The sequence below is a fragment of the Plantactinospora sp. BC1 genome, from assembly GCF_003030345.1.
In the GTDB taxonomy this organism is placed as follows: Bacteria; Actinomycetota; Actinomycetes; order Mycobacteriales; family Micromonosporaceae; genus Plantactinospora.
This window is the reverse complement of sequence record NZ_CP028158.1, coordinates 8,060,629-8,077,280: the sequence shown is the minus strand read 5'-3', so window position 1 is coordinate 8,077,280 and position 16,652 is coordinate 8,060,629. Positions and strand designations below refer to the sequence as shown.

General features: G+C 73.4%; 10 protein-coding genes and 1 pseudogene. 7 read left to right on the top strand and 4 right to left on the bottom strand.

Annotated elements, in window-relative coordinates; translation table 11 throughout:
• Positions 1–103: 103 nt before the first annotated feature.
• The 4 genes and pseudogenes from C6361_RS35470 to C6361_RS35455 form a co-directional block, all read left to right on the top strand.
• A pseudogene (locus tag C6361_RS35470) lies at positions 104–1,256 on the top strand (bifunctional transcriptional activator/DNA repair enzyme AdaA); the annotation flags it as partial.
• 508 nt (positions 1,257–1,764) lie between these two features.
• Positions 1,765–2,277: a methylated-DNA--[protein]-cysteine S-methyltransferase gene (locus tag C6361_RS35465; protein WP_107257845.1), complete on the top strand. Its 513-nt coding sequence runs from the start codon at positions 1,765–1,767 to the stop codon at positions 2,275–2,277.
• A gap of 171 nt (positions 2,278–2,448) precedes the next feature.
• Positions 2,449–4,335, top strand: a complete 1,887-nt coding sequence (locus tag C6361_RS35460) for an ABC transporter ATP-binding protein (RefSeq protein WP_107270495.1) — start codon at positions 2,449–2,451, stop codon at positions 4,333–4,335.
• A gap of 77 nt (positions 4,336–4,412) precedes the next feature.
• Positions 4,413–6,296, top strand: a complete 1,884-nt coding sequence (locus C6361_RS35455; protein WP_234359198.1) for an ABC transporter ATP-binding protein — start codon at positions 4,413–4,415, stop codon at positions 6,294–6,296.
• Positions 6,297–6,331: 35 nt separating this feature from the next.
• On the opposite strand, the gene C6361_RS35450 is transcribed toward C6361_RS35455, so the two are convergent.
• Positions 6,332–7,252 (bottom strand): aminoglycoside phosphotransferase family protein, encoded by a 921-nt coding sequence (locus tag C6361_RS35450; protein ID WP_159079635.1) that lies wholly within the window; start codon positions 7,250–7,252, stop codon positions 6,332–6,334.
• Positions 7,253–7,479: 227 nt separating this feature from the next.
• Here C6361_RS35450 and valS point away from each other — a divergent pair, with 227 nt between their 5' ends.
• On the top strand, positions 7,480–10,092 hold the full coding sequence (valS, locus tag C6361_RS35440) for a valine--tRNA ligase (RefSeq protein WP_107270491.1): 2,613 nt from the start codon (positions 7,480–7,482) through the stop codon (positions 10,090–10,092).
• Here the strand turns inward: valS and C6361_RS35435 are convergent.
• The gene (locus tag C6361_RS35435) at positions 10,089–10,712 is read right to left on the bottom strand and encodes a TetR/AcrR family transcriptional regulator (RefSeq protein WP_107270490.1); all 624 of its coding nucleotides are present in this window, start codon (positions 10,710–10,712) and stop codon (positions 10,089–10,091) included. The genes valS and C6361_RS35435 overlap by 4 nt on opposite strands.
• Positions 10,713–10,778: 66 nt before the next feature.
• Between C6361_RS35435 and C6361_RS35430 the strand changes: the two genes are divergently transcribed.
• Positions 10,779–11,489: a DUF4386 family protein gene (locus C6361_RS35430; protein ID WP_107270489.1), complete on the top strand. Its 711-nt coding sequence runs from the start codon at positions 10,779–10,781 to the stop codon at positions 11,487–11,489.
• Positions 11,490–11,539: 50 nt separating this feature from the next.
• Here the strand turns inward: C6361_RS35430 and C6361_RS35425 are convergent, their stop codons facing one another.
• Positions 11,540–12,562, bottom strand: coding sequence for an endonuclease domain-containing protein (locus C6361_RS35425; RefSeq protein ID WP_234359197.1), 1,023 nt, complete (start codon positions 12,560–12,562; stop codon positions 11,540–11,542).
• 138 nt (positions 12,563–12,700) lie between these two features.
• On the bottom strand, positions 12,701–14,545 hold the full coding sequence (locus tag C6361_RS35420) for a serine hydrolase (protein WP_159079634.1): 1,845 nt from the start codon (positions 14,543–14,545) through the stop codon (positions 12,701–12,703).
• Between the two features lie 262 nt (positions 14,546–14,807).
• Between C6361_RS35420 and C6361_RS35415 the strand changes: the two genes are divergently transcribed.
• Entirely contained in the window at positions 14,808–16,643 is a 1,836-nt protein-coding gene (locus tag C6361_RS35415; RefSeq protein ID WP_107270487.1) for a glycoside hydrolase family 3 protein, read from the top strand.
• Positions 16,644–16,652: the final 9 nt, after the last annotated feature.

Genomic DNA, 16,652 nt, shown 5'->3' with positions numbered 1-16,652 from the left:
GGGCCAGTTCCGGCGGGTGACCCGGACCACCCGGGTGCGGGTACGCACGGCCAGGTCCGATTTCCGCGAGTCAGCGCGGCCGGCACGGTGCACCATCGAAGGCATGGAGCTGGACTTCGAGCGGTGCTATCGGGCGGTCGACAGCCGGGACCAGCGGTTCGACGGCTGGTTCTACACCGGCGTCACCACCACCGGCATCTACTGCCGGCCGTCCTGCCCGGCGACGACCCCGAAGCGGCACAACGTCCGGTTCTACCCGTCGGCCGCCGCCGCCCAGCGGGCCGGACTGCGCGCCTGCCGGCGGTGCCGGCCGGACGCCGCCCCCGGTTCGCCGGAGTGGAACGTCCGGGCCGACGTCGTCGGCCGGGCGATGCGGCTGATCGCCGACGGCGTGGTCGACCGGGAGGGGGTGCCGGGGCTGGCGAGCCGGCTCGGCTACACCGAGCGGCACCTGAACCGGATGCTGGTCGCGGAGGTGGGCGCCGGGCCGCTCGCGCTGGCCCGGGCCCAGCGGGCGCAGACCGCCCGGATCCTGGTCGAGACGACCGACCTCGGCCTGGCCGAGATCGCCTTCGCCGCCGGTTTCGGCAGCGTACGGCAGTTCAACGACACGATCCGCGAGGTGTACGCGGTCGCGCCGTCCGCGCTGCGCGACGCCGCCCGCCGCACCGCCGGTACGGGCTCCCGCCGTGCTTCCCGGCCGCTGCGCAGCGCTGATCTGGCGGCCGCGACCGTCCGGGGCGGCCCGAACGGCAACGGCAGAACAGGCGGCCCGCACGGCAACGGCACGACGGGCGGCCCGAACGGCAACGGCGTACCGGGGACGATCACGCTGCGGCTCGCCTACCGGGCACCGCTGCACGCCGACGCGCTACTGGACTTCCTCGCCCTGCGGGCGGTGCCCGGGATCGAGGAGGTCGGCGCCGGGTCGTACCGCCGTGGCCTGCGGCTGCCGAACGGACCGGCCGAGATCGCCCTGACCCCGATGCCCGGGTACGTCGCCGCCACCCTCCGGCTCACCGACGTCCGCGATTTGGCCCCGGCGGTGGCCCGCTGCCGCCGGCTCTTCGACCTGGACGCCGACCCGGAGGCGGTGGACGCCCTGCTCGGCGCCGATCCCGCGTTCGCCGAGGCGGTGGCGAAGGAGCCCGGCATCCGGGTACCCCGTGCGGTGGACGGTTTCGAGATGGCCGTCCGGGCGATCGTCGGCCAGCAGGTCTCGGTCGCCGGTGCGCGTACCGTGCTGGCCCGGCTCGCCGCCGCGACCACCGCCGGCACGCCGACCACCCCGCCCCGGGACACCCTGCCCGGCACCGACCAGGCCGGGCCGGAGGTCGAGCCGGCGGCGGGGGCGGTGGGCAGCCCGCCCGGCCCGGGCGGGAGCGGCGGGCTGCGCGCGTTTCCGTCCGCCGAGGAGGTGCTGGCGCTGCCCGACTCGGCGTTCGGCATGCCGGCCGCCCGGCGGGCGACGATCCGGGCCCTGGCCGAGGCGGTCGCCGCCGGCGACCTGGACCTGGACCCCGGCGCGGACCGGGCCGAGCTGGTCGACCGGCTGACCGCGCTGCCCGGCATCGGCCCGTGGACCGCCGGCTACGTCGCGATGCGGGCGATCGGCGACCCCGACGTCTTCCTCCCCACCGACCTCGGGGTACGCCGGGGCGCCGCGGCGCTCGGCCTCCCCGACGACCCGAAGAGCCTCGACGCGTACGCCGGCCGCTGGCGGCCCTGGCGCTCGTACGCGGTGATCAGACTATGGAGAGCGGAATGAACGAGATGTACAGCAGCCGGATCGAGACGCCGGCCGGTGCCCTGACGGTGCTGGCCGACCGGGAGGGAACGGTGCACGCCGCCGGCTTCGGCACGGACTCCGGCACCCTGCTCGGGCTGGTGCACCCACGGTTGCGCCGCGATGTGCGGGAGCGGCCCGAACTCGGCCCGGTCACCTCGGCCGTACGCTCCTATCTGGACGGGGACCTGACCGCGATCGACGCGGTGCCGGTCGCGCAGCACACGGACGGCGCATTCCTGGCCCACGCCTGGGAGACGCTGCGGCAGGTCAAGCCGGGCGAGCCGGTCACCTACACCGAGTTCGCCGAGCTCTCCGGCCGGCCCCGGGCGGTCCGGGCGGCCGCGATGGCCTGTGCCCGCAACGCCGCCGCGCTCTTCGTACCGTGTCACCGGGTGTTGCGTACCGACGGCGGGCTCGGCGGCTTCCGCTGGGGGCTGCCGGTGAAGCGCTGGCTGCTCGCGCACGAGGGGAGCCCGGTCAACGGGTGACCGTCGCGCGACCCGATACACCGACCGGTCCCGGTAGCGGTACGCCGACCGGCGCTGAGTGGTGGATCAGCGTCGATCCGGTGCCGCCGCCCCGGCGAGGCGCTGCCGAACGACACCAGGTGACAACAACACGACTCAACCGGAGGCTGGATTTACCGTTAACGTCAGGGCATGGCGCCGGATCGTGACGACGAGCCCACGGTCCGGGGCCGGCCGGGCTTCCGGCTGCCCGGCAACCCGTTGCCGCGCAACCTCTGGCGGCTGCGGCGCTACCTCCGCCCGTACCGGGGTCAACTGGTCTGGCTGCTGCTCGCGGCGTTCGCGGCGACCGGGGCGAGCATCTGCGTACCGCTGGTGGTGCAGCGGGCGGTGGACGGCCCGATCGCGCACCGCGACCCCGGCGGACTGCTCCGGCTCGGCGGGCTGGCCCTGCTGCTCGGGCTCGCCGAAGCGGCACTGATCTTCATCCGGCGGTGGGCCCACTCCTCCTCGGCGGTCGGGATGGAGGCCACCATCCGCGACGAGATCTACGCCCACCTGCAACGGCTGCACATCGGCTTCCACGACCGCTGGCAGTCCGGGCAACTACTGTCCCGGGTCACCAGTGACCTGTCGGTGATCCGGCGCTTCCTCTCCTTCGGGCTGCTCTTCCTCGTCGTGAACGTCACCACCTACGTCGCCGTGGTGACCCTGCTGATCACGCTGCACCCGGGCCTGGGGCTGCTGGTCGCGGCGGGCGCGGTACCGCTGTTCCTGGCGACCCGCCGCTTCACCCGGGCCTATCTGCTGGCGGCCCGGCGGCTCCAGGACGAGCAGGGCGACCTGGCCACCCTGATCGAGGAGTCGGCGCAGGGCATCCGCACCGTCAAGGCGTTCGGCCGGCGCCCGGAGATGACGGGGCGGTTCGCGGCCGGCAGCCGTACGCTGCACGACACCGCGACCGGCAAGGGCCGGCTGCTGGCCCGTACCTCCGCACAGTTCGACCTCATCCCCAACCTGACCCTGGCGGCGGTGCTGGTCGCCGGTGCGGTGGCCGTCGCGGACGGCTCGCTGACCATCGGCGAGCTGGTCGCCTTCGTCAGCCTGCAACTGATGCTGGTCTGGCCGATCGAGTCACTCGCCTGGATCATCGCCAACGCGCAGGAGGCGATGACGGCGGCGGACCGGATCTACGAGGTACTCGACACGCGTCCCACGATCGTCGACCGGCCGGGCGCGGTGGCGCTGGCCGGGCCGGAGGAGGCCGGTCGGGGCGGCGCGCTCCGCTTCGACGGGGTCTGGTTCGGCTACCCGCAGGATCCCCCGGTGCTGCGCGGCGTCGACCTGGCGGTCCAACCCGGCGAGACGCTGGCCATCGTCGGTGCCACCGGCTGCGGCAAGACCAGCCTGCTGTCGCTGGTGCCGCGCCTCTACGACGTCACCGCCGGCCAGGTCACCCTGGACGGGCGGGACATCCGGGACCTCCGGCTCGACTCGCTGCGCAGCCGGGTCGGGTTCGCGTTCGAGGAGCCGACGCTCTTCTCGATGTCCGTCCGGGAGAACCTCACCCTGGGCCGGGCCGATGCCGGCGACGACGAGGTACGCGCCGCGCTCGCCGTGGCCCAGGCCGATTTCGTGTACGACCTGCCGTGGGGTCTGGACACCCGGATCGGCGAGCAGGGGCTCTCCCTCTCCGGCGGGCAGCGGCAGCGGCTGGCCCTGGCCCGGGCGGTACTCGGCCGGCCCGGCGTACTCGTGCTCGACGATCCGCTGTCGGCGCTGGACGTACACACCGAGGCGCTGGTCGAGCGGGCGCTGGCGCAGGTGCTGCGGGACACCACCGCGCTGGTGGTGGTGCACCGGCCCTCGACCGTGGCTCTCGCCGACCGGGTGGCGCTGCTCGCCGACGGCCGGATCGCCGCCGTCGGTACCCACGCCGAACTGCTGCGCGAGGTGCCCGCCTACCGGGCGGTGCTCTCCGCCGAGACCGCCGGGGAGAGCGCAGAGACCGCCGGGGAGGCCGAGGGGACCGCGGAAGCCGTTGAGGAGACCGACGACCTGGGACTGGTCCGGTCATGACGACAGCAGGACCGGTCGACGGCGTGACCGCAGCAGGACCGGTCGACGGCGTGAGGGCAGTTGGTCCGGTCGACGGCGTGAGGGCGGCCGAGCCCGCCGACACCGCGACGACCAGCGCCGCGGGGCTGGCCCGGTGGCGGGGGATCGCCGCCGATCCGGAGGCGGACCGTACCGCCGCCGAGACCGGCACCGCACAGGGCATCGCCAGGCTCCGCAACCGCAGCCGGGTCCTGCTCGGCTCGCTGATCCGGCCACACCGCAGGCTGATCGGCGTGGCGGTCGCCCTGCTGCTGCTCCAGAACGCGGCCGGGATGGCCGGGCCGTACCTGGTGATGCTCGGCATCGACCGGGCGATCGGACCGCTCCGGGCCGGTGATCCGGGTCCACTCGTCGCGGTGGCGACCGCGTTCGGGCTCGCCGCCGGAGCCGAGTACGCCGGCAAGCGCGGCTTCCTCACCCTCTCCACCCGGATCGGCCAGGCCATCCTGCTCGACCTGCGCCGCCGGGTGTACGAGCACTTCCTGCGGCTCTCGGTCAGCTTCCACGAGCGCTACACCTCGGGCCGGCTGGTGGCCCGGCTGACCAGTGACATGGACTCGATCGCCGAACTGGTCGACGGCGGCATCGACGACCTGGTGCTCGCCGTGCTCTCCATCGTCTCGGTGGCCGGCGTCCTGCTCTGGCTCGACGCGCCGCTGGCCGTGGTCACCCTGCTCGCCTTCCCGTTCCTGCTCTGGCTCTCCCGCTGGTTCGCCCGCGCCTCCGCGTCCGCCTACCGGCGTACCCGGGAGACGGTCGCGCTGGTGATCGTCCACTTCGTCGAGTCGCTCGGCGGCATCCGGGCGGTGCAGGCGTTCCGCCGGGAGCCGCGCAACCAGCAGATCTTCACCGCCCTCAACGATGACCACCGGCGGGCGAACCTGCGGGCGTTTCGGCTGATCGCCACCTACTCCCCGGCGATCAAGGTGATCGGCAACGTGACCATCGCGGTGGTGCTGGCGTACGGCGGCATGCGGGTGATCGGCGGGCACGCCGAGATCGGGGTACTCGCCGCGTTCCTGCTCTACCTCCGCCGGTTCTTCGAGCCGATGCAGGAGTTGAGCCAGTTCTACAACGCTCTCCAGTCCGCGACGGCGGCGCTGGAGAAGCTGGCCGGAGTACTCGACGAGCGGCCCGGCGTACCGGAGCCGGCCGCGCCCCGCCCGCTGCCGGCCGGGCCGGTCCGGGGTGCCGTCGAACTGCGGGCGGTGAGCTTCGGCTACCGCTGCGACACCCCGGTCCTGCCGGAGCTGACCCTGTCGATCCCGGCCGGCCAGACGGTGGCGCTGGTCGGCGCGACCGGGGCGGGGAAGTCGACGGTGGCGAAGCTGGTGGCCCGGTTCTACGACCCGACCCGGGGCACCGTCACCCTGGACGGCGTCGACCTGCGCGACGTCGCCGACACCGACCTGCGCCGGGCGGTGGTGATGGTCACCCAGGAGAACCATCTCTTCGCCGGGTCGGTGGCGGACAACATCCGGTTCGGCCGGCCGGGGGCGGACGACGCGGACGTGGTGGCGGCGGCAGAGGCGATCGGCGCGCACGACTTCGTCGCGGCGCTGCCCGACGGGTACGAGACCGACGTGCACCGGCGCGGCGGCCGGCTCTCGGCCGGGCAGCGGCAGCTCGTCGCGTTCGCCCGGGCGTTCCTCGCCGACCCGGCGGTACTGATCCTGGACGAGGCCACCTCGTCACTCGACATTCCGAGCGAGCGGCTGGTGCAGCGGGCCCTGCGGACCATCCTCGCCGACCGGACGGCGATCGTGATCGCCCACCGGCTGTCCACTGTGGAAATCGCGGACCGGGTGCTGGTGCTGGACGGCGGCCGGGTGGTCGAGGACGGTACCCCGGAGACGCTGATCGCCCGGGGCGGCCGGTACGCCGCCCTGCACCGGCAGTGGCAGGACTCCCTGCTGCACTGACCGGGCCGCTGCTGCACGGATCGGCCTGGAAGGGCTCAGCCCAGCCGGGGCAGCAGCAGCCGCGCGACGTCCAGGCCGCGGCTGGCCGGCGACCGGTCGCCCGGTTTCCAGTCCTCGGCCGTCCAGACGTCCGACAGCACCGCCATCACGAAGCCCCAGCCGACCACCCGGTCCACCGGCATCGCCAGCAGGTCGGCGAGCTGTTCGACCCGGGCCGGCACCAGCGCGGTCAACGCCGGGTCCCGGTCGCCCGGCTCCGGGTTGTAGAGCAGCGCGCCGACCTCGAAGCCGGGGTCGCCGACCAGCCCGTGCGGGTCGATCGCGAGCCATGGTTCGCGCTCCGCGCGCAGGATGTTGTCGTGGTGCAGGTCGCCGTGCAGCACCACCCGCTCCGGCGCCGACGCGCACAGCTCGCGCATCAGGCCACCAGCCCGGCCGACCAGGTCGGCCGGGAGCGGTCCGTCCTCCCCCCACACCGCGAGGTACTCATCGAAGCCGGCGATGTAGCTGGAGAGGTCCGGCAGCGGGCAGTCGGCCGGCGCCGGCACGGCGAGCCGGCGCAGCAGCTCCGCCGCCACCGTGGTCGCCTCGGCGTCCCGGCCGGGCACCAGGTCACGCAGCCGCCAGCCGGGCTCGGCCCGCTCCAGCAGCAGGGCGGCCCGGTCGAGGTCGGCGCGGAGCAGGCGTACGGCGCCCCGCCCGGCGAACGCGGTCAGCGCCGCCGCCTCGGTACGCAGCGACTCCCCGCTCGGCACGCCCAGCTTCAGTACCGCCGGTCGGCCGTCGGCACAGGTCACCGCCGTGACGTAGTGGAACGACAGGTCGAACGGCTCACCGACGGTCAGCTCCCAGTCGGCGGCCACCTCGGCGAGTACCCGGGGCAGCTCGGTGAGCCAGCGAACGCCGTCCGCCCCCCACACCTGCCGTGCGTTGCGGGCCAGCGCCTCGGGAATCACGCCGTCCACCGTAGCCTGCCGATCACCGGCCGGGCCGGGGTGTCGTACCCCGGCGCCATGGTGCGGGGGTCGACACCGATCCCCTCGAAGCGACGACCGCGGGCCGTCGTCACGCGGACTGCCCGCGGGCCGGGGTCACGTCGGGGCGGCCGCGTGCCCTCCGACGGCCGGGCCTGCGCTGCGGAAATCCCGGTCGGCCGCCCGGTCGTCTCCCGTACCATCGGCCAATGACGGATGCGGCGCGGCACCAGCGCACCGGTGTCCCCGAGCGGCCGAGCCTGGACGGGCTGGCCGAGAAGTGGGCCCGCCGGTGGCAGGAGGAGGGGACGTACGCCTTCGACCGGAGCAAGAGCCGGTCGGACGTGTACTCGATCGACACTCCCCCGCCGACCGTATCCGGCGAACTGCACATGGGGCACGTCTTCTCCTACACCCACACCGACACGGTGGCCCGGTTCCAGCGGATGCGCGGCCGGACGGTCTTCTATCCGATGGGCTGGGACGACAACGGGCTGCCCACCGAGCGTCGGGTGCAGAACGTCTACGGGGTGAGCTGCGACCCGAGCCTGCCGTACGACCCGCAGTGGCGGCCGCCGCAGCGACCGGTCGACGAGCAGGCCCGGCGGCATCCGGTCGCGATCTCCCGGCGCAACTTCGTGGAGCTGTGCGCCTCGCTGACCGCCGAGGACGAGCAGGTCTACGAGGAGCTGTGGCGACGCCTCGGGCTGTCGGTGGACTGGTCGCTGACGTACACCACGATCGGCCGTACGGCGCAGGCCACCGCGCAGCGGGCGTTCCTGCGGAACCTGGCCCGGGGTGAGGCGTACTCGGCCGAGGCGCCCGCGCTCTGGGACGTCGGCTTCGGCACGGCGGTGGCCCAGGCGGAGCTGGAGGATCGGGAGCGGCCGGGGGCGTACCACCGGATCCGGTTCGAGGTGCTCGCCTCCGGGCCGGGCAGCGCCGGTACCCCGATCGGCCCCGGCCCCGGCCGCGACGACCCGTACGTGTACGTCGAGACCACCCGCCCCGAGCTGCTGCCGGCCTGCGTGGCGCTGGTCTGCCACCCCGACGACGAGCGGTACGCGGACCTGGTCGGCGGTACCGTCCGCACCCCGCTCTTCGGCACCGAGGTGACCGTCTACGCCCACCCGCTGGCGGATCCGGCCAAGGGCAGCGGGTTGGTGATGACCTGCACCTTCGGTGACCTGGCCGATGTGACCTGGTGGCGGGAGCTGCGGCTGCCCGCCCGGGTGGTGATCGGCCGGGACGGCCGGCTGCTGCCGGAGCCACCGCCCGGGGTCGACCCGGCCCGGTACGCCGAACTCTCGGGGCTGAAGGTCAACGCGGCCCGGCGGCGGATCGTGGAGCTGTTGGCCGACTCCGGTGACCTGGACGGCGAGCCGAGGCCGGTCACGCATCCGGTGAAGTTCTACGAGAAGGGCGACAGCCCGCTGGAGATCATCTCGACCCGGCAGTGGTATCTGCGCAACGGCGGTCGGGACGCCGAGTTGCGGGCCGCCCTGCTCGACCGGGGCGGCGAGCTGAACTGGGTGCCGGCACACATGCGGCACCGCTACGAGCACTGGGTGGGCGGGCTGACCGGGGACTGGCTGATCAGCCGGCAGCGCTATTTCGGGGTGCCGTTCCCGGTCTGGTACCGGCTCGACGACGCTGGCGAGCCGGATTACGCCCAGCCTCTCACGGCGGACGAGGCGACGCTGCCCGTCGACCCGACCTCCGAGGTCCCGGCCGGCTACACCGAGGCGCAGCGCGGCCAGCCGGGTGGTTTCATGGCCGATCCGGACGTGATGGACACCTGGGCCACCTCGTCGCTGACCCCGCAGATCGTCGGCGGCTGGCTCGACGATCCCGACCTCTACGCCCGGGTCTTTCCGATGGACCTGCGGCCGCAGGGGCAGGAGATCATCCGTACCTGGTTGTTTGCGACCGTGGTGCGCTCGCACCTGGAGGCCGGGGTGCTGCCGTGGCGGGACGCGGTGCTCTCCGGCTGGATCCTCGACCCGGACCGCAAGAAGATGTCCAAGTCCAAGGGGAACGTGCAGACCCCGCTGGGGCTGCTGGAGGAGCACGGCCCGGACGCCGTCCGCTACTGGGCGGCGAACGGTCGGCCCGGCACCGACCTGGCGTTCGACCCGGGACAGATCCGGATCGGCCGGCGGCTCGCCACCAAACTGCTCAACGCGTCCAAGTTCGCGCTCGGCCTCGGTGCCGGCGACGCCCTGCGGGCGTCGGCGACCGAACCGCTGGACCGGTCGATGCTCGCCGGACTCTCCACCGTGGTCGCCAGCGCCACCGCCGCCTTCGACAGGTACGACCACACCGAGGCGATGCAGGTCACCGAGGCGTACTTCTGGCGGTTCTGCGACGACTACATCGAGTTGGTGAAGGAACGCGCGTACGGCGAGGGGCCGGGTGCCGATTCGGCCCGTGCGGCACTCGCCGCCGCCCTCGCCACGCTGCTGCGGCTCTTCGCCCCGTTCCTGCCGTACGTCACCGAGGAGGTCTGGTCCTGGTGGCGGTACGGCTCGGTGCACCGCTCGCCCTGGCCGACGACGTACGAGATCCAACGGGTGGCCGCCGACGGCGACCCGGCCCTGTTGGAGCTGGCCGGCGCGGCACTGACCCAGATCCGCCGGGCGAAGTCGGAGCGCAAGGTGTCGATGCGTACCGAAATCCCGCTGGCCGAGGCGCTCGGTCCGGCGGCGATGCTGGAGCAGTTGGCCAGCATCGCCGGTGACCTGAAGGCGGCGGGCCGGATCGGCAAGCTCGACTTCCTGCCCGACCGCACCCCGGAACTCGTCATCGCCTGCGCCTTCTAGCCGAGCAGTTCCCGGGTGAGCAGGCCCGTCCACCAGCCTTCGACGCGCTCTGGCGACCAGCCGCGTCCGGCGGTCAACCCGGTGTACGCGTCGATGCCGCAGATCGCCCCGTACATGTCGACGGCGGTACGCGGGTCGACGCCGTCCCGGAGGGCGCCGGTGGGCCACGAGGAGAAGAGCCGTAGCAGCGCCTCCTCGCCGCGCCGGGGTCCTTCGCGGTAGGCGGCGGCGAGTTCGGGTTCGGTCCGCCCGCCCTCGCGGAGCAGCAGGATCACGTCTCCCGCCCGCTCGTACAGCCTGCGGTGGAAGGCGACCGAGACCGCGAGCTGACCGGGCGGGTCGTCGGCGGCCGCCAGCTCCGCCACCAGCCGATCCGGGTCGGCGGCGAGGTCGGCGGCGTCCATCAGCGCGATGGCGAGACCCTTCTTGTTGCCGTACGCCGAGTAGACCGTCGGGACCGAGACGCCGGCCTCGCGGGCCACCTCCCGTACGGTCGTCTGCCCCCACCCCTGTGCCACGAAGAGCCGGCGGGCCGCCTGGGCGATCTGCCGGCGGGTCTCGTCGGCCTGGGCGGTCCGGACCAGCGAGTCGTACCGCCGCCGTTCCGGCGCTGCCGCCATCTTGTCCTCCCTCTTGTCGCTGCCTATATTCAATATAATTCGCGTAAAGCCAATTGGAGGCAGCTCATGCGCTTCACCCGGCTGGCCGGCCTCTCCGGCATCGGCTTCGTACTGCTGCTGCTCGGCGGCAACCTGGCGCTGGTCTCGGCCGGCTTCCCGACCCCCTCCGACGCGGTGGGATTCGACGAGGTAGCCAGGCTGCACGCCGACGCGTCGGACGCACTCCGTCTCACCTCCGCCCTGCTGCCCACCGCCTGGTTGCTGGCCACCATCTTCGCCGCCGGAGTCTTCGCCGCGCTGTGGCGCCACGACCGGATCCGGGGCGACGGCTGGGCCCTGGTCGGCCTCGCCGGCATTCTCATGCAGTGCGTGGCGTTCGCCGGGGTGGGAGCGGCCCGGCTGGCCGTCGCCACCACCGCCACCCACGACCCGGGCACCGCCAGTCACGACCTGGGCGCCGTGGCCGGGCTCTGGGGCCTGCACAACGCGCTCTTCGGCTTCAACCAGATCTTCCTGGCGACGGCGCTGCTCGGCCTCTCCGTCAGCGGCCGGCGGGCCGGCCTGGTCGGCCGCTGGCATGCCGCCGTCGGCCTGCTCGGCGCGGCGCTGCTCTTCCTCGCCGCCACCACCAGCCCGTACGGCGCCGACGGGGTCAACCCGCTCGCCCTCTTCGGCCTGGTCGGCTGGCTGCTCTGGCTGGTCTGGATCGTCGGGTACAGCGTCGTTCTGATCCGAGGGGTCGAGGAAGAGGTTCCGTCCGCCCTCGCCACACCCTGAGCACCCTCGCTGACGCGTTCACCCGGAGGCGGCCGGCCCCCGGCCCTGGGTCACCGGTCGGCGGACCAGCCGCCCGCCACCAGTGCCGCCCGCAACTGGTCGGCCACCTCCGTCGGCCGGCTGCGGACGAGCCAGGCCGGAAACCGCAGGATGCGGTCACCGGCGATCCAGATGTCGTTCTGCCGGCGCAGGTCCGCCGCCCAGCGCCGGGCATCCATGTGGTGCGCGCCGTCGATCTCGACATGCAGCCGCCACCGCCGCCAGTAGGCGTCCAGGTAGCGCACCCGGCCACCGGCATCCACCCGCCGTTGCTGGAGTTCCGGCAGGGGCAGCCGGAACCGCCGGCACAGTGCCACGAAGTCCAGCTCGGAGAGCGCCTGCGCGCCGCCCTCGATGCCGTCGAGGGTCCGCAGGATCAACGGTCGACGCCGCAGTTTCGGCAGCTCCGCCACCACGCCCCGGATCTCACCGGCCGTCGTACGCCGCTGCTGGCAGCCGGCCGCGAGGACGGTCCGCGCCTCGTCGTCGGAGCGCGCCCAACCCGCCGCGTCGGCCAGTGCCCGGGCCACGCTCGTACGCGTCGGCCGGCCGACCTGCAGGTGCGACTCGGGCAGGATCGTGGTGCGCCGTACCAGCACGGCCGGCATGTCCAGCGGCAACCGGCGCAGGATGCCGGACACCTGCCGGTTGGCGGGGATGAGCACGTGCAGCGGTTCCTGCCGGAGCCCGCGTACGCCCGCCTCGGCCGCGGCGGTGGCACCGGCGAGCACGGCGTCGCTGCCGGACGCGAGGACCGCGACCCACAACTGCTGGTCGCGGGTGAGTCGGCCGTTGCCGGTGAGCAGCACGTTGTGGCAGATCGCACGCCACCTGCCGGACCGCACCAGACCACGCACGGTGGCCCTGCCGAGCGACTCCGCCGCCTGCCGGCTCGTCACCACACCGGACTGCTCGAACGCCAACCAGTCGAACTCGTCGGCCTCCTCGCCGGGCAGCTCCGGTCGAGCCCACTGCCCGGGAACACCAACGGATGCGCCCCGGGCCCCGACCGAACCCCTCCCCCGCACCGACACCCCGCAAGTCTCCCCACCCGCCCCCCACTCGCACCACACCCACCCGCGCACCTGTGGACAACCCAAGGGCGCCGCAAGATTCTTGTTGATTCGTGGCGCGTAGCTGACCACAGCGCAACAAGAATCTTGGACAGCCGGTCAGCGGTCGGCGGGGCGCCAGCCGGTTGGGGCGAATCGGGTGGCGTCGGTGCCCTCGCCGGAGAAGAGCAGGCCGTTGGTGCCGACCACGAGCAGGCCGTCGACGTAGACGCCCCGGCCCCGGGAACTGCCGTCGGTGGTGTAGCTCCAGCGCAGGTCGGTGGTGCCGGCCGGCAGTTCCGCGAACGCCTGCCACCAGCGCCGGCCGCCGTAGCCGGTGACCGATCCCTCGGCGGTCCACCGTCCGGTCGGCCCGACCAGGGTCACGTCGACCGGGGTCCAGGTCGCGCCGCCGTCCGCCGAGGTCTGGAAGTGCAGCAGGTCGTAGCGCGGCTCGGTGTCGTACCAGAGTTGGAAGCTGGCCACCGACGCGCGGCCGGCGGCGCGGCGCAGCGGCGCGGTGAGGGTGACGCTGCCGCCGTCGAGGTCGTCCGCGCGCCAGGCGGTGCCGCCCAGCAGCGGCCGGACCGGAGTCGCGTACGCCAGGTCGCGGGCCAGCGCCCGCCGGGCCACGTTGTTGCTGCCCCAGTTCCGGTCCGGGTGTACCCGGTTGCTGAGCAGGATCAGGAAGGTGTGCGACAGCGGGTCGATCACGATGGAGGTACCGGTGAACCCGGTGTGCCCGAACGCGACCGGCGAGGCGAGCCCGGACATGTACCAGTGCTTGTGCAGCTCGACCCCGAGCCCCCGGTCACTCTCCGGATAGCGGCTCTCCAGGCCGGCGTTGTAGTTGACCAGCATGTCCCGCACGGTCGACTCGCGCAGGATCCGGGCGCCCCGGTATTCGCCGCCGTTCAGCAGCATCTGGCAGAAGATGGCCAGGTCGGCGGCGGTGGAGAAGAGTCCGGCGTGCCCGGCCACCCCGCCGAGTGCCCAGGCGTTCTCGTCGTGCACCTCGCCCCAGACCATGCCACGGTCGGCGTACGGCTGGTATTCGGTGGCGGCGATCCGGTGCCGCAGCGCCGCTGCCGGGTTGTAGCCGGTGTCGACCATCCGCAGCGGCCCGGTCACCTCGGCGGCGACGAGCTGTTCCAGCGGGCGGCCGGTCACCCGCTCCACGAGTACGCCGAGTGCGATCAGCCCGAGGTCGGAGTAGACGTACTGGTTGCCGGGGCTGGCACCGGCGGCGAACGGGGTGGCCAGGGCTGCCGCCTCCCGGGTCTCCGGGGTCGGGTAGCTGCTCCACAGTGGCGCGAACGCGGGCAGTCCGCCGGTGTGGGTGAGCAGCATCCGTACGGTCACCGCCTCCTTGCCGCCGGCCGCGAACTCCGGCAGGTAGCGCACCACCGGCGCGTCCAGCTCGACGGTGCCGCGCTCGACCTGGCGCAGTGCCACCACTGTGGTGAAGAGCTTGGAGATCGAGGCGAGGTCGAAGATGGTGTCCTTGCGCATCGGGATCTGCTGTTCGGCCGGCAACTCGACTCCGACGCGGCCGGGGGCCGGCCCGACCGATTCGTACTTCACCGCCGTACCGACCGCCTCGTGTCGGACGATCACCCCGTCCTTGGCGGCGAGCAGTACGGCCCCGGCGTACGTCGGGAAGGTCGGGTGGTCCGGCGTCGGCGCCAGGTACGCCTCGGCGTCGGTGCGCAGCCGGTCGACGTACTCGGGAAGCAGGCCGACCTCCTGCGGCCGGCCGGGCCGCAGCGTGCGCCGCTCGAACCGGACGTCGCCGGGGCCGACGCTCGGCGGCCCGCCCTGCCATCCCCCACCCCGCCCGGCGGCCACCGCCTGACCGGCCTCCGGGCTGGCGGTCGCCGCTTGTGGCACGGCCAGGGCCGTGACCAGGAGAGCCGTGCCGACTCCGGCACCGAGGAGTCCACTGCCGATCCTCCGACGACGCATCGCCACACCTCCGTGCCGGTCGTCGACCGATCTCGTCGGCCACGACTTCCGTCAGTTACGACCCTCGTCACTTACGACTCTCGACGACCACGACTCTCGCCCGCCAGGACTCTCGGCCGCCAGGACTCTCGGCCGCCACGACTCTCGGCCGCCACGACCAGGATGAAGGTTTCCTTCGACCTTGGCAATAACAGAGAAGCTTCTTGCCCGAGACGGCGGGGCGGACTAATTTATAGGGTCTGATGAATCACCTGGAGGTGCCATGCGGTCCCGGCTACTGGCATCAAGCGTCACGGTCGCCCTGCTCCTCGCCGGCGGCGCCAGCCCGCCCGCCCAGGCCGCACCGCCCCACCTGACCGCACCGTCCAGCGGGGCGTCGTCGTCCACGGTGGACCGGTTGATCGCCCGGATGAGCCTGCCGGAGAAGGTCGGCCAGCTCTTCGCCACCTACGTCTACGGCGGCTCCGCCACCGCGCCGAGCGCGGCCGACGCCGCCGCCAACCGGCAGGCCTACGGGGTGGAGACCGGGGCCGAGGTGGTGGCGAAATACCACCTCGGCGGGGTCATCTACTTCACCTGGTCGCACAACCTCGACTCGCCCCGGCAGATCGCCGCGCTCTCCAACGGGCTCCAGGCGAGCGCCGCCGCCAACGCCCCCCGGATCCCGCTGCTCATCTCCACCGACCAGGAGCACGGCATCGTGCAGCGGCTGCCGGCCCCGGCCACCCTCTTCCCCGGCAACATGGCGCTCGGCGCCGGACGCAGCCTGGTCGACGCGTTCACCGCCGCCCGGATCACCGGACGGGAGTTGCGGGCGGTCGGCGTCCAGCAGGCCTGGGCGCCGTCGGCCGACGTCAACGTCAACCCGGCCAACCCGGTGATCGGGGTACGTTCCTTCGGCTCCGACCCGCTGCTGGTGGCCGGGATGACCGCCGCCCAGGTGGTCGGCTTCCAGGCCGGCGCCGGGGTGAGCGTGGCCGCCAAGCACTTCCCCGGACACGGCGACACCCGGGACGACAGCCACACCGCGCTGCCGGTGATCCACCACACCCGGGACGAGTGGCAGCGGCTCGACGAACCGCCGTTCCGGGCCGCCATCGCGGCCGGGGTCGACACCATCATGACGGCGCACATCGTCGTACCGTCGCTGGACGACTCGGGCGACCCGGCCACGCTCTCCGCGCCGATCCTCACCGGGCTGCTCCGGGACCGGCTCGGCTTCCGGGGCGTGGTGGTGACCGACTCGCTCGGCATGGCCGGGGTACGCCAGCAGTACGGCGACGACCGGGTCCCGGTGCTCGCCCTCAAGGCCGGCGCCGACCTGCTGCTGATGCCGCCGAACCTCGACCTGGCGGTCAACTCCGTGCTCGCCGCCGTCGCCTCCGGTGAACTCACCGAGGCCCGGATCGACCAGTCGGTACGCCGGATCCTCACCCTCAAGCAGCGCCGGGGCGTACTCGACGGGGTGCCGCCGGTCGACCCGGCCGCCGCCGAGCGGGTGGTCGGGCAGCCCGCCCACCAGACCGAGCTACGGAAGATCACCGACCGTACCGTGACCGCGGTCCGCAACGACGCGAAGCTGCTGCCGCTGCCGAGGGCCGACCGGTCGGTGCTGGTCACCGGCTGGAACTCCGGCGCCTTCGACAACGTCGGCACCCTCGCCGCGGGGCTGGCCGCCCGGGGCAACCGGACCACCGCGCTGCCGACCGGGCTGCCGAACGACGCGAAGATCGCCGAGGCGGTGGCCGCCGCCCAGGCCAACGACCTGACGATCGTGCTGACCCAGAAGTCCTTCGACACCACCGTCACCGACCCGAACGCCCGGCAGCAGAAGCTGGTGCACGCGCTGGCCGCCACCGGCCGGCCGGTCGTGGTGGTCGCGGTACGGGACGCCTACGACGTCGGGCACTTCGACGACGTACCGACCCAGCTCGTCACCTTCGGCTACACGAAGGCGTCGATGGAGGCGCTGACCCGGGTACTCGTCGGCGAGGTCGCGCCGCGCGGCAAGCTGCCGGTCAGCGTCCCGGACCCGGCCGACCCGACGGCGGTCCGCTACCCATACGGCCACGGCCTCACCTGGCGGCTCCCCCGCTGACGGGGGCTG

What these genes read in the sequence shown, in the direction of transcription:
- C6361_RS35465 (WP_107257845.1), top strand. Translation starts at nt 1,765, where the DNA reads ATGAACGAGATGTACAGCAGCCGGATCGAGACGCCGGCCGGTGCCCTG.
- C6361_RS35460 (WP_107270495.1), top strand. Translation starts at nt 2,449, where the DNA reads ATGGCGCCGGATCGTGACGACGAGCCCACGGTCCGGGGCCGGCCGGGC.
- valS (WP_107270491.1), top strand. Translation starts at nt 7,480, where the DNA reads ATGACGGATGCGGCGCGGCACCAGCGCACCGGTGTCCCCGAGCGGCCG.
- C6361_RS35435 (WP_107270490.1), bottom strand. Translation starts at nt 10,712, where the DNA reads ATGGCGGCAGCGCCGGAACGGCGGCGGTACGACTCGCTGGTCCGGACC.
- C6361_RS35430 (WP_107270489.1), top strand. Translation starts at nt 10,779, where the DNA reads ATGCGCTTCACCCGGCTGGCCGGCCTCTCCGGCATCGGCTTCGTACTG.
- C6361_RS35420 (WP_159079634.1), bottom strand. Translation starts at nt 14,545, where the DNA reads ATGCGTCGTCGGAGGATCGGCAGTGGACTCCTCGGTGCCGGAGTCGGC.
- C6361_RS35415 (WP_107270487.1), top strand. Translation starts at nt 14,808, where the DNA reads ATGCGGTCCCGGCTACTGGCATCAAGCGTCACGGTCGCCCTGCTCCTC.